The following is a 13,179-nucleotide window of genomic DNA, read 5'->3' as shown; positions in this document are numbered from 1 at the left end:
TTTCACTTCTATCTCACTGATCAGCAAATCCAACTAAATTAACTATGAATGGTTAATAAATGTAGATAAAACAACCTATTGCACATAAAATATGTTGATATTACCTAACTAAAATAAACTCCATAATCTTATCAATCACTTTTTCTGGTGATAGATAAGAAGTATCAATTTCTAAAGTTCCTGGAGAGACAGTTAACGGAGCGATATCACGCTCTATATCTCTTTTATCTCTCGTTTCCAGTTGCTTTAGAACTACATCAAAAAGACATTCTCCATCTTTCTTTTGCAGCTCTTTATACCTTCTTTTTGCTCTAATAACAATATCTGCTTTAATAAAAATCTTTAAATCAGCCTTCGGTGCCACTACTGTTCCAATATCTCTACCTTCCATTACAATTCTAGGAATTGTTTTTATTAATTTTACCAAATATATTCCCAGATTATTTCTTACTTCCGGTATAACGGCAAGCTGTGAGGCTATATTACCTACAACCTCACTATCAAGTTCTGAATTTTTTATATATTCCGTGGATTTAGATAATTCAATTATTCTATTTATATCAGTAAGATCAATTTTTTGCTTTATACAAGAAAGAGCAAGGCTTCTATATACAATACCTGATTGAAAATAGGTGAGCTCAAGTTTTTGTGCTAACATTCGTCCAATTGTACTTTTACCTGATGCCGCTGGACCATCCAGTGCCACTACAAAATTATTGCAGATATCCAAAGCTTGAGATTTTAAGGTCATTTATTAATAATTTTATGCTAGGAGGCTGCCTATAATAACTGAACTAATTAATTATATTTTGAGCTATTTTTCGACAAGAATAGATATGATTTTTACAGGATAGTGTATCTATTTCAAAAAAATCATGTTTATTCGCAGCCAAAAAGAACCCGATATAGAATTACTTTCGTTATCGCAGACACTCTCGTAGATTTTAGCTGAATATTTAAAATAATGCAAATAAAACTTGAAATTAGGGCTATTATAGATTAGACATGTTACTTGAATATTTTGTTGCTTTAAGTATAAAATTAAAGCAGGAAAAAATAAGGGCGGTTAGCTCAGTTGGTTAGAGCATTACGTTGACATCGTAAAGGTCGGTGGTTCGAATCCACTACCGCCCACCAGTATTTATCAGCCATTCAGGGTTTTTTATAATCTTAATAACCATTTCATATGTAACTCATATGTCACTTCTCAGACAAAAATCCTGAAATTTGACCTACAAAAAAATCTATTTTTAACCATGTTAAAAAGTATCATACATAATATATGACATTTTTAGCAAAAAACCTATAACTAATATAACTAAAGAAGGTAACAATAACAGCTACAATAATAGACTTGATAATCATGAATGCATCTGGCAGTATTCCTTCTGTTACTAGGAATTGAACTGGTCTTATAACAAGAAAAATAGGATTAATTTCAAAGAGTATCCTTTTTGATTCTGGTACCATAGAATATGGATACACTATTGGTATACTCCAATATACAACACTAAAAATTAGATTTAAAATTTGAGGAACATCTCGTATATATGGGGTTAAAAATGCAAAGGCAATAGAGCTACTACATACAGAAATAATTAACGGTAAGACAAGAATTGGCACAAAAAATATATTTACACTAAGTCTTTCAGGATATAAGATGATAAAAGCTATATACATAGCTGCAAATGAATAAACTAGAGTATAAACTTGTGCCAAACTATCCGATATAGGAAAGATAGTTCTAGAAATTATGATCTTTTTTATAATTCCACTACGACTAATTAATGAATTTGATGATATATTTAAGCTAGTAGTAATAAAAGTCCATAATGGTATAGCTCCAACTAAATTCATAATCATTGTTTCTCTTGGTTGTTTAAGTAAAAATCCAACAAAATATGAAATAGTTATTATATAGACAAAAGGCTGAACTAAACCCCATAATGAACCCAAGAAAGAATCTTTATTTTGACGAGATATAGAAGCTTGGGTTAATAATATTACTGCCAACCAGTATTTTTTGGAAAAAAAATACTTTAACATTAGTAATTCCCACTATTATAAATTTCTAATATTTCACTTGGATTGCCATCCGCGATAATACTACCTTCCTTTAATAATATACATCTATTACAATTATCCCTAATAATATTTTCCTGATGACTTACTAATATTAGAATTGGTATATTTTGTAACTTATTCTTCATAAAATTAGTAGATTTTTCAACAAAATAACTATCACCAGTAGCAAAAATTTCATCTAGCAAAAGAATATCTGCATCTTGAAAAACCGATACAGAGAAAGATAATCTTGATAACATACCAGAACTATAATTTTTTACTGGTAAATCTATCTTACTACCTAGTTCAGAAAAAATTATAATCTCTTGTTCTAATTCTTTACTGTATCTACTTAACATATTATTATAAAGCATAAGCATTTTAATGTTTTCTCTGCCAGTTTGTTCTAACTCAAATCCTATACCAGTCTCAATTATAGCGGCAAAATCACCATGAACTTTAACTGTTCCAAATTTTAATGGATAAATTCCAGCAATTACCTTAAGCAAAGAACTTTTTCCAGAACCATTACTACCAATAAAGGCAATTCTTTCACCTGTTTTACAGGAAAAATTTATATTATTTAAGATAGGAATTGACGAAGGAAAAATACTACCACCTTTAATAAGAAAACGCCTTAAGCTTTCTACTCTTTGTTGATTGTTGATTCCTTCAACAAAACCATCAACTATTTCTATAGATACTAGTTTAGACGTCATATACTAAAAACATGATTTACATTTTTATTGAAGAATCAATCCATTCTTCAATAGAATTTTTAGGAAATAATCCAGTCTTAGTAGCTAATTGTTTGCCATCTTTGAATAGAATCATCGTAGGTATAGCACGGATACCTAAACTTGAAGGTATATTAGGATTTTGCTCTATATCCATTTTAACAATTTTTACCTTTCCTACCAATTCCTTACTCAATTCTTCAAGAATAGGGGTCAACATTTTGCATGGTCCACACCATTCAGCCCAAAAATCAACTAATACAGGATCAGTAGATTGTAAAACTTCTTTATCAAAAGAATCATCTGTTATATTACTTGTCATAGTCCCTTAATTTTTAATTATCATATATTAGCTATAGAACTTATTCAAATTCAAAATTTATTTTAACAAATTATATGGATTAAAACTCCCATTGTAAATGACTGCTTTAAATTTGCTTAAAAATATTATAATCTATTTTTTAAAAACAGACTTATTACGATCATAATAAAGTTTCATAATCACAGAAGCAGTTTCTTCTACAGATCTTCTTGAAACATCAATTACCGACCATCCTTGTTGTTCACAAATTTGTTTTACTTGCATACATTCTTCCTGGACTACTTTAAAATTAGTATAGCTAGTATTATCACTTATCTGTAAAGAATGCATTCTAGTTTCTCTTATTTCAATCAATCTAGCTGGATCAATAACTAAACCAATTATAAGTTGTTTTGTTACATTTCCTAAAATATCTAAAAATGGATAACCATGTATATAAGGTATATTTGCCGTTTTAAATCCATTATATGCTAAATATACAGAAGTAGGTGTTTTTGACGTTCTAGAAGGACCAACCAGAATAATATCAGCTTCGTCTAATTCACCAGTCATCTGACCATCATCATGTCTAAATGTATAATCAATAGCATGAATTTTATCAAAATAACTTTCATCAAATTCATAATCATAAACTAAACTTCCTTCTGTTTCTACACCTAAAAAAGCTGAAATTTCTTTTACAATTCTACCTACGACAGAAATACAAGGAATTTTCAAATCATAACAAAATTTAGTTAAATTTCTTCTTAGTTCATAATCTAAAATAGTGTATAATACCAAGCCTGGCTTCATTTTAATTTTTCTCAAAACCTCATTCAACAATTCTACATTTCTTAACATTGGCCAATGATATAATTTTGACTCAATTTTACTAAATTGTGACAAAGCAGTATGAGCTGCATGCTTAACTGCTTGTACTGAAGAGTCTGAAACCAAGTGAATAACTAGCTTGTTCATAACTTATTAGTATTTGTGGATAATTTTTTATTCATACTTTAATATCTATATTAAAATTAACCAGTAATTAGGTATATATATCATGTATCAAGAGGTTAATAACCTATAAAATACAAAGAATAACTTTGTGGATAATTTTGTGTGTAAAATGCTAGATATCCAATATCCATCACGTTTCCTAACTTTAAACACATAAATTACTATAATTATCCACTTAAAAAATAATTATATAAATAATGTGAGTAATAATTACAATCAATATATTATACTAAGTAATTTAACAATAAAAAATGTGTATAACTACGTGTATATATAATATATCTACATATAAACAATCTCTACAACAACTAAAAAAATACTATATAACTATATAGATTAATATGGACTATATTTATGAACCAGATATTACAAACTTTTAAGAAAAATAATAATTATACTCCAATTTGGCTAATGCGTCAGGCTGGTAGATATTTACCTGAATACCAAAAAATAAGAAAAACTGTTAGTGGTTTCCTAAATTTATGTTATGATGTTAATAAGGCTGTAGAAGTTACCTTACAACCCATAAGAAGATATAATTTTGATGCAGCTATAGTTTTTTCTGATATTCTTGTTTTACCTGATGCACTAGGCTGGGATGTTAAATTTGAAGAAAATATAGGACCAATATTACGTAAATTTCAATCAAAAGAAGATTTTAAATATCTTAAAGAAAATTCTAGTGAAAAATTAAATGTAGTTTATGAGATAATAAATAAAATTAAAGCAAATTTGCCAACTGATACTGCACTAATAGGCTTTGCCGGTAGTCCATGGACGGTAATGACTTATATGCTTGAAGGAAGAGGTAAACAAAATTTTGAGACAAGTAAAAGATTTATTTATGAAAATAATAATTTAGCACAAGAACTTCTAGACTTTATCACTGAGAAGACTATTATCCACTTAATAGGACAAGTAAGAGCTGGAGCGGACTTAGTACAATTATTCGATTCATGGGCAGGGATATTAGAAGAGAAAGAATATGACCAGTTTGTTATACAACCAACAAAAAAAATAGTAATAGCTTTAAAAGAACAATTTCCTTACTTACCGATTATAGGTTTTCCAAGAGGTTCTGGGCTTTTATATGAAAAATATATTAATAATACTGGTGTAGATGTTATTGGGGTGGATCAATTTGTACCGGTTAGTTCTATGAAATTATGGAGCGAAAAAATTATTGTACAAGGTAATCTAGATCCTTTTATATTACTTACTAATCAAGAGATTATTGAGGAAAAAGTTAGTAAAATAATTTTAAATTTTAAAAAAAAGAACTTTATATTTAATCTTGGACATGGTATATTACCAAATACACCAGTTGAAAATGTTGAGTTTTTAGTTAATTATGTCAGAAAATTTAGATATTAAAATCTCTCAAAAAAAAGTAGCTATTGTACTTTTTAATCTTGGTGGACCAGAGAGTTTAAGCTCAGTTAAGCAGTTCTTATTTAATTTATTTTATGACAGAGCGATTATTAATCTACCAAATCCTCTAAGATTTATTATTGCTAAAATAATATCAATTACCAGAAATAAAAAATCTCAAAAAATATACTCTCTAATAGGTAATAAGTCACCTATTTTACAGGAAACAGAATCTCAGAAAGATGCCATTATAGAAAAGTTAAAAAATACTATAAATGATGATTTTAGAGTTTTTATAGCAATGCGTCATTTTTTCCCTAATTCTGAAGAATCTGTAAGAAGAATAAATGAATATAATCCTTCAGAAATAATATTATTACCATTATATCCACATTTTTCTAGCACTACTACTGGGTCTTCGATTAAAGATTTTGTATCTTCTTTCCAAAAAAATATACATTCAAATTTAGATATACCAATTAAAACTATTTGTTGTTATCCCATTGATGATCAATTTATTAAATCTCACTTACTGTTAATAAAAAAATCATTAAAAAAGTTAAAAAACAAAGATATTTTTCGCATATTATTTTCAGCTCATGGATTGCCTACAAAAATAATAAAAGCAGGTGATCCTTATCAATGGCAAATTGAAAAAACCGTAGAAAATATAGTGTCTAATCTTAACATAGATAATTTAGATTATAAAATAACTTATCAAAGCCGTGTTGGTCCGGTGGAATGGTTAAAACCTAACACAGAGGATGAAATTGAAATAGCTGGTAAAGAAAATAAACCTCTTATAATAGTTCCAATAGCATTTGTATCAGAGCATGTTGAAACATTAGTAGAATTAGATATTGAATATAGAAAAATAGCTGACAAATATGGGATAGAATATATTAGAACTCCCACTGTGGGGGTAAATGAATTATTTATTAATAGTCTAACTAAGATGATATCAAATTTAATTGATTGTGGAGAAGAAACGAAAAACTTGATATGTAGTTCAATTAACAAGAAAATATGTCCTGGTAATTTTACTATGTGTCCTTGTATATTCAATTCAGGAATTTAAAAAATTAAGTAACAGGAGGTAATATTAATGGCTAGTTATTATTTATGGTTTAAAGCATTCCATCTTATATCGGCAATTTCTTGGATGGTGGGTTTATTATACTTGCCAAGATTATATGTATATCATTCTAGAGTTGCGGTAGGGAGTGAATCTGATAAAACATTTCAGTTAATGGAAAGTAGGTTACTCAGAATAATCATGAATCCTGCTATGATAAGTACCTATACTTTAGGTATAATCAATAGTTATATATATGGGTTAGTAGCTTTAGGAACATGGTTTTATATAAAAATGACAGCAGTTTTAGGCATAACTATTTTTCACGGTTTATTATCTAGATGGCGAAAGAATTTTGTTGATGGAAAAAATAATCATTCTGAGAAATTTTATCGTATGGTCAATGAAGTGCCGGCATTATTGATGATCATAGCGGTTATTATGGTTATTGTTAAACCATTTGATTAATTTTATGCAATTACCTATTAGTGTATTGAAAAAATAATGTATAGTCAATTAATGGGAAGTTAGGGACGTTGCCACTCGTCGCTTGTCTATTACTTATAGGTATTGTTCCTAGCCCCAATGACTATATAGCTTAATATGATAAAATAGTATAAAAATGAATTTTAATGCAAATTGCTAAAATATTATTGCCATTAGCTAATCTTTTTCCATTAGATTATTCAATTCCAAATGAATTAGAATTAGCTATAGGGGATTTAGTAATAGTTCCTTTTAGAAATAAGGAATTAACTGGTATAGTCTGGCAGTTAGATATTGAAGTTTCAGAGAAATATAACAAAATCAAATCTATTAAACAGAAAGTACCACTTGAATTTAAACTTAATCAAGAGATATTATCGCTAATTAAGTGGGCTGATAATTATTACATGGTAGAGCTTGGTTCAATTGCAAAGTTGGTTTTACCAATTGATATTGCTGAGCAACCTATAAAAGTAAAACACCAAGAATTAAATAAAGATTTTACTTTACCACCCCTCTCAATAGATCAACAAAAGGCACTTTCTCTATTAAGTCAATCAGATAAACCATCAATTATTAAGGGAGTAACCGGATCAGGTAAAACAGAAGTTTATTTTCATTTATTAGCTAAATATTTGAGGCAAGGTAAGCAAATATTGATAATGTTACCAGAAATTGCTTTAAGTCAACAAATTATAAATCGTTTTATAGAAAGATTTGGCTTTAATCCAATAATATGGAATTCAGCAGTTACTAAAGCTCAGAAAAAGATGATTTTAAGAGGTTTGCTGAACAATGAAATTAAAGTCATAATTGGTGCTAGAAGTAGTTTATTCTTACCGTACCCTAGTCTTGGATTAATTATTATTGATGAAGAGCATGATAGTTCTTATAAGCAAGATGATGGTATATTATATAATGCTCGTGACGTAGCAATATTGCGGGGAAGCCTATCTGCAACAAAAGTAGTATTATGCTCAGCTACTCCATCTATTGAAACAATTTATAATGTAAATACAGATAAATATCAATTAATTGAATTGTCAAGTCGTTACCAAGATGCAACTTTACCAGAAATTCAAATAATAGATATGAAGAAGGAGAATTTACCAAAAAATTCTTATTTATCTACAAAGTTAATAGAGTTAATTCGTGAAAAGCTGGCAAGCAAAGAGCAAGTATTATTGTTTCTAAATCGTAGAGGTTATGCTCCGTTAATGTTGTGTAAACTTTGCGGTTATCGTTTTACTTGTAATTATTGTTCTGCTTGGTTAGTGGTACATAAATCTAGTAAAAAACTTGAATGTCACCATTGTGGTTATCAGAGTAGGATTCATATTTTTTGTCCAGATTGTTTAGAAAAAGATTCTTTAACTATCTGTGGTCCTGGAATTGAGAGAATTGAAGAAGAAACTAGGAGTATTTTTCCTGATAGTAAAATTGCTGTAATTAGTAAAGATTATTCTCAAAAATCTAAAGACATACAAGAATTACTATATAAAATGGAGCATTTGGAAATTGATATTTTAATTGGTACTCAGATGATTACTAAAGGTTATCATTTTCCCAATCTTACCTTAGTGGGTGTTATTGATGCTGATCTTGGAACAGTTAATAGTGGAGATTTACGATCAAGTGAACGTAATTATCAATTACTTCATCAAGTTGGAGGTAGGGCAGGAAGAGAAGATAAAAAAGGTGTAGTATTAATGCAAAGTTATTATCCAGATAATGCTATATTTAGCTATATAAAAAATGGAGGAGATCAATTTTTGCAATATGAGCTTAAAACAAGACAAGCAGAAAATATGCCACCTTTTACCAAAATGGCATCGATAATTTTATCTGGAAAAAGTGAGCATAAAGTGTTTGAAATATCCAAAAATTTAGTTGCCATTGCTCCAAAAAGTTCAGCACGAATACTTGGACCATCTAGTGCATTAATGTCTAAATTAGCAGGAAAATTTCGTTATCGTATCTTAATCATAGTAGATAGGAAATTTAATCTACAGAAATTCTTGCAAATATGGTTAAGTTTAATCAAAATCCCTTCTTTTTGTCACTTGAAAATAGACATTGATCCTAAGAGTTTTCATTAATTGACTATGTCCAAAAAAATCTCTACTCCATTTATCTGACAAGCATTTATTAAATCATTGTCTTTAGTAGCAATACCTAATCCTTCGTGCATAGCCAATAATAAGTAATTTGCGTCATATGAGGTCAGTTTATGACTACGAGCGGTATTTATAATCTCAGACATAGAAAATGACAAATCAGAAATGTATATTGCTAAAGAACCTAACAAATCTATAAACCTAGTTGAGTCAGCATTTTTTAGTCTACCGCGTTTTTCAGCCATAAGCAAAACGTTGATTACTTCAAGGCTCCAAAGTGGTGGTACCAAAGCTTTGGATTGAGTAAGAGAGTTAAGAACTATTTCGGAATAACTATCAAATTCATCTTCAAAGCACCATGACATAGTAACGGAGCAATCCAATATAAAAGACTTAGTCATTATTTTCTTCCTGCTGTTATTAACTCTTTGAGAGATAAACCAACGAGTTTTTTTCCTTGACGAAATTCACCAAGATTTTTTATTATTTCTTCAATATTGAACCTTTGTTGGGAAGGAATGGGCATAAGAATTGCAATTGGTGCATTATGTTTTAAAATAGTGAATTTCTCCCCATCTTTTACTCTTTTAATAAGATTAGAAAAATGTGTTTTTGCTTCAAATGCACTAATTTGGTTAGAAAGCTTTTCTTTCATAATATTTGCTGATTAAATTAAATATAAACTAGTATTAAACTAGTTTATATTTATATCTGATAATGTCAATATTATTTCTGGTGTAAGTTTGATAATACTAGGATATGTCGTCACGAGATTGTGATTGCATAATTTTATGTGATTTGTTATTATAATTGTAGTAATAAAAATAGGCGATAAGAAGCAATGAGTTTAGCACATAGAAGACATGATATAAGCGATGAGCTTTGGAATAAGATAGAAAGTAATTTACCTGGTCAGAAAGGTTGTTGGGGAGGTATTGCAAGAGACAATAGAACTTTTATAAATGCAGTGATGTGGATATTTAGAACGGGAGCTCCATGGAGAGATTTGCCTCCTGATTATGGCAATTGGAAGAATGTACACAGAAGATTCTGTAGATGGCGTGATAATGGGATATGGGAGAATTTGCTAAATATTTTTATAAATGCTCCTGATTTTGAATGGTTAATGATAGATTCTACATTTGTAAAAACTCACAAAGCAGGACTTGGAGCGAAAGGCGGGAATCAAACGGTTAGTCGCACAAAAGGGGGCTCAATACAAAGGTACATATGGCCGTGGATGCGTATGGTATGCCGGTCAGAATTATTGTTACAGAAGGTTCCAGAAATGATTGTACTCAAGCTTGTGAGTTAATCCAGAATATGGAGGCACAACATCTTATGGCTGATAAAGCTTACGATACAAACGCCATAATAGAATCGGCTGTGAATGCAAACATAATTCCTGTAATACCATCAAAAAGAAACAGGAAGATTCAAAGAGAGATAGATAAATATCTATATAAGCTAAGGCACATTATTGAAAATACATTTCAAAAATTTAAAGAATGGCGTGGTATAGCAACAAGATATGCTAAAAATACAAAATCATACATGGTGGGTCTTTGTTTAAGGGCTTTACTAATGTGGGCTCAAATCTCGTGACGACATACCCTAGGAGGCTACCTGCGATAACTAATTAATCATATTTTGAGCTATAGTCAATTGATGAGAAGTTGGTGACGTTGTCGCTCCATCACTCCTAGCCCCAAATTCTCCTGAATTAACTATATCTTAATTTTAGTTTGCGGACAAGCTCTCAAGTGAAGATTTATTAATGTTTGGTGATATTGTTCACTAAATTTTATTATTTTACTTTTAATATTATTTTTTTCTTGCTATCATCAATAGCCAAGCTATTGATGGTAAAAAAAATGATAGGGTACCCTCAAGAACAAAGAAGTTTAAAAAAACAACAAAAAGAAACTATGTGGTTATTGTCAATAGGAACATTCCTTGAATATTTTGATTTGATGATATATGTTCACATGGCGATATTTCTTAATGAATTATTTTTTCCCAAAACCGACCCACACACTACTTCTTTGTATTATGCAGCTACTTTTTGCTCAACTTACTTACTTAGACCATTAGGTGCTTTAATATTTGGATGGATAGGTGATAATATAGGGCGTAAGCAAACAGTTATCATCACAACTATTACAATGGCTGTATCATGTGTTGTTATGGCTAATCTGCCTACTTATGCACAAATAGGGAGCTTAGCGGCTTGGATAGCGATCATCTGCCGAGCTGTTCAAGGTATATCTTCTATGGGTGAAATAGTAGGGGCAGAACTTTATTTAACTGAAATGCTTCATCCACCTATACAATATGCAAGTGTTGGATTGATAGGGGTTTGTGCTATCCTAGGAACGTTAGCTGCTTTAGGAGTTGCCTCACTTGTTGCTTCTCATATCTTTAACTGGCGTATGGCATTTTGGATAGGTGCAATAGTTGCATTAATTGGTTCAGTAGCTCGTACAAAATTAAGAGAGACACCAGAATTTGCTGATGCAAAGCATCGAATAAAAAAAGTTTTAAAAAAAACTAATACAGATATAAATATTTTACAAGACTATCCTCTTTTACAAGAAAAAGTTAATAAAAAAACAGCAATGGCTTTCTTTTTATTACAATGTGCCTTACCGGTATGTGTTTATTTTATTTATATATATTGTGGTAATATTTTAAAAACTAGCTTTGGTTACACATTGTCCGAAGTTATTTATCATAATTTTATTGTTTGTCTAATGGAGGTGTTAATCACATTAATATTATGTTATTTAAGTTTAGAAGTGTATCCATTAGTAACCATGAAAATTATACTGCTAATATTTTCTATTTTTATGATATTTTGTCCTTATTTATTAAATAATATTAATTCTCCTTGTCAGTTATTTTTCATTCAATTCTTTATAGTTTTATTTGGGAAATGCCTAAGTCCTGCTATTCCCATTTGTTTAAAAAGATTTCCTATATTAAAACGTTTTACCTGTGCTAGCATTACATTTTCTGGATATCGTGCTTTAATGTATGTTATTAGCTCTTTTGGTTTTGTCTACCTTATTGAGTATTTTGGCAATTGGGGAATATGGTTTATTATGATTCCGACAATTATCGGTTTTGTCTATGGGTTATCTCATTTTGAAAATCTGGAAAAATCAGCTGAAATCATCTACTCAAAGAAATGTGTAGTCTAGGTTCCGTGAAAAAAATTTTAATTGTCTAGATTTTGAGTGTTTTTAAGCGAAAGTTGATAAGATTTTTGCAGGAATAGTGTACCTATTTCAAAAAAATATTATACTTGCAGCTAAAAAGAGTCAAAATCTAGACAATTAAAATTTTTTTCACAGAACCTAGATCAAGTGGGTCATGGGTAATAGGTAAGTTTTGGTAACAGAGATCTGTTAATTGTTGCTCGGCTGTTGGTATTTCCAAGTAGAAACAAAGAGTTACAAAATAGGCTATAGTTTCCTTAACTATCTTCAGTGCCTTTTCCGGTGATTTAACCCCTAGTGTTTGTAGGTTATGAATACGGTCAAATAATTTAATTAATGCCACGTCAAATCTATTTTGTTGAGATAATAAATTCAAAATCTCTTTGGAGCTAATCTTGCCGTAAGGTTTGATCCTTGTTAGAGATTCCACTTGGCTAGCAACGTTACTCCCAAAAATTCGAGCAATCATCTCTTTGGTAAGGGCTGTATCTTCGATCGTGTCATGCAGTAAACTAGTAACGATCATGTCAGTTCTAAACAATTGGCGAATTTCTTGGGCTGTGTATTCGGCAACCATGTAAGCTACTTCTATTGGATGAGAGTAATAAGGTTCACCCGATTGCCTCATTTGACTATCATGATATTTCTTAGCGTAATAGATAGCTTTGATAATTTCTCTGATATCTACTGGTTGAGTTACTTCTTCATTTAGTAAAATCAATTTATTAAGTAACTTAGCAGAATATTCGCAAGGCTTAAACTTTGTCTGCCAATTTTTAAGATCTTCCAT

Annotated in this window: 14 protein-coding genes and 1 tRNA gene; 7 read left to right on the top strand and 8 right to left on the bottom strand. The window is 29.9% G+C overall.

Annotation, left to right across the window (positions count from 1 at the left end):
- Positions 1 to 100: 100 nt before the first annotated feature.
- Positions 101 to 751 (bottom strand): (d)CMP kinase, encoded by a 651-nt coding sequence (gene cmk, locus ACFELW_RS00630; RefSeq protein WP_375330129.1) that lies wholly within the window; start codon positions 749 to 751, stop codon positions 101 to 103.
- A gap of 309 nt (positions 752 to 1,060) precedes the next feature.
- On the opposite strand from cmk, the gene ACFELW_RS00625 reads away from it, so the two are divergent.
- Positions 1,061 to 1,137, top strand: a tRNA-Val gene (locus ACFELW_RS00625).
- Positions 1,138 to 1,269: 132 nt separating this feature from the next.
- Here ACFELW_RS00625 and ACFELW_RS00620 read toward each other — a convergent pair.
- From ACFELW_RS00620 to ACFELW_RS00605, 4 genes are all read right to left on the bottom strand, one after another.
- Positions 1,270 to 2,046, bottom strand: a complete 777-nt coding sequence (locus ACFELW_RS00620) for an ABC transporter permease (RefSeq protein WP_341749373.1) — start codon at positions 2,044 to 2,046, stop codon at positions 1,270 to 1,272.
- Entirely contained in the window at positions 2,046 to 2,783 is a 738-nt protein-coding gene (locus ACFELW_RS00615; protein WP_375330128.1) for an ABC transporter ATP-binding protein, read from the bottom strand. The genes ACFELW_RS00620 and ACFELW_RS00615 overlap by 1 nt, the downstream gene beginning before the upstream one ends.
- Before the next feature lie 16 nt (positions 2,784 to 2,799).
- On the bottom strand, positions 2,800 to 3,123 hold the full coding sequence (gene trxA / locus ACFELW_RS00610) for a thioredoxin (protein ID WP_375330127.1): 324 nt from the start codon (positions 3,121 to 3,123) through the stop codon (positions 2,800 to 2,802).
- A 132-nt stretch (positions 3,124 to 3,255) separates the two neighbouring features.
- Positions 3,256 to 4,080: a pyruvate, water dikinase regulatory protein gene (locus ACFELW_RS00605; RefSeq protein ID WP_375330126.1), complete on the bottom strand. Its 825-nt coding sequence runs from the start codon at positions 4,078 to 4,080 to the stop codon at positions 3,256 to 3,258.
- 393 nt (positions 4,081 to 4,473) lie between these two features.
- Here ACFELW_RS00605 and hemE point away from each other — a divergent pair, with 393 nt between their 5' ends.
- From hemE to ACFELW_RS00585, 4 genes are all read left to right on the top strand, one after another.
- Positions 4,474 to 5,493 (top strand): uroporphyrinogen decarboxylase, encoded by a 1,020-nt coding sequence (hemE, locus tag ACFELW_RS00600; RefSeq protein WP_375330125.1) that lies wholly within the window; start codon positions 4,474 to 4,476, stop codon positions 5,491 to 5,493.
- Entirely contained in the window at positions 5,471 to 6,568 is a 1,098-nt protein-coding gene (gene hemH / locus ACFELW_RS00595; protein ID WP_375330124.1) for a ferrochelatase, read from the top strand. The genes hemE and hemH overlap by 23 nt, the downstream gene beginning before the upstream one ends.
- Positions 6,569 to 6,595: 27 nt before the next feature.
- The gene (gene hemJ, locus ACFELW_RS00590) at positions 6,596 to 7,033 is read left to right on the top strand and encodes a protoporphyrinogen oxidase HemJ (RefSeq protein WP_341759603.1); all 438 of its coding nucleotides are present in this window, start codon (positions 6,596 to 6,598) and stop codon (positions 7,031 to 7,033) included.
- A 164-nt stretch (positions 7,034 to 7,197) separates the two neighbouring features.
- Positions 7,198 to 9,150 (top strand): primosomal protein N', encoded by a 1,953-nt coding sequence (locus tag ACFELW_RS00585; protein ID WP_375330123.1) that lies wholly within the window; start codon positions 7,198 to 7,200, stop codon positions 9,148 to 9,150.
- On the opposite strand, the gene ACFELW_RS00580 is transcribed toward ACFELW_RS00585, so the two are convergent.
- Together ACFELW_RS00580 and ACFELW_RS00575 are read right to left on the bottom strand one after the other, a co-directional pair.
- A complete protein-coding gene (locus ACFELW_RS00580; protein ID WP_341759601.1) occupies positions 9,147 to 9,569 on the bottom strand; it encodes a type II toxin-antitoxin system VapC family toxin in 423 nt (140 codons plus the stop codon). The genes ACFELW_RS00585 and ACFELW_RS00580 overlap by 4 nt on opposite strands.
- The gene (locus ACFELW_RS00575; RefSeq protein WP_375330122.1) at positions 9,569 to 9,823 is read right to left on the bottom strand and encodes a type II toxin-antitoxin system Phd/YefM family antitoxin; all 255 of its coding nucleotides are present in this window, start codon (positions 9,821 to 9,823) and stop codon (positions 9,569 to 9,571) included. Before ACFELW_RS00575 ends, ACFELW_RS00580 begins: the two co-directional genes overlap by 1 nt.
- Positions 9,824 to 10,009: 186 nt before the next feature.
- Here ACFELW_RS00575 and ACFELW_RS00570 point away from each other — a divergent pair.
- Positions 10,010 to 10,773 (top strand): IS5 family transposase gene (locus ACFELW_RS00570; RefSeq protein WP_375329685.1). Its coding sequence is split into 2 segments (ribosomal slippage): positions 10,010 to 10,367 and positions 10,367 to 10,773, totalling 765 coding nucleotides; the frame shifts between segments, so codons are not numbered across the junction.
- Positions 10,774 to 11,042: 269 nt separating this feature from the next.
- Positions 11,043 to 12,371: an MFS transporter gene (locus tag ACFELW_RS00565; protein ID WP_375330121.1), complete on the top strand. Its 1,329-nt coding sequence runs from the start codon at positions 11,043 to 11,045 to the stop codon at positions 12,369 to 12,371.
- Between the two features lie 127 nt (positions 12,372 to 12,498).
- On the opposite strand, the gene ACFELW_RS00560 is transcribed toward ACFELW_RS00565, so the two are convergent.
- The gene (locus ACFELW_RS00560; RefSeq protein ID WP_375330120.1) at positions 12,499 to 13,179 is read right to left on the bottom strand and encodes an HD domain-containing protein; all 681 of its coding nucleotides are present in this window, start codon (positions 13,177 to 13,179) and stop codon (positions 12,499 to 12,501) included.

The organism is Candidatus Tisiphia endosymbiont of Nemotelus uliginosus (genome assembly GCF_964264755.1).
In the GTDB taxonomy this organism is placed as follows: domain Bacteria; phylum Pseudomonadota; class Alphaproteobacteria; order Rickettsiales; family Rickettsiaceae; genus Tisiphia.
The sequence above is the reverse complement of the archived record's forward strand: the minus strand, read 5'-3'. Positions and strand labels throughout refer to the sequence as shown.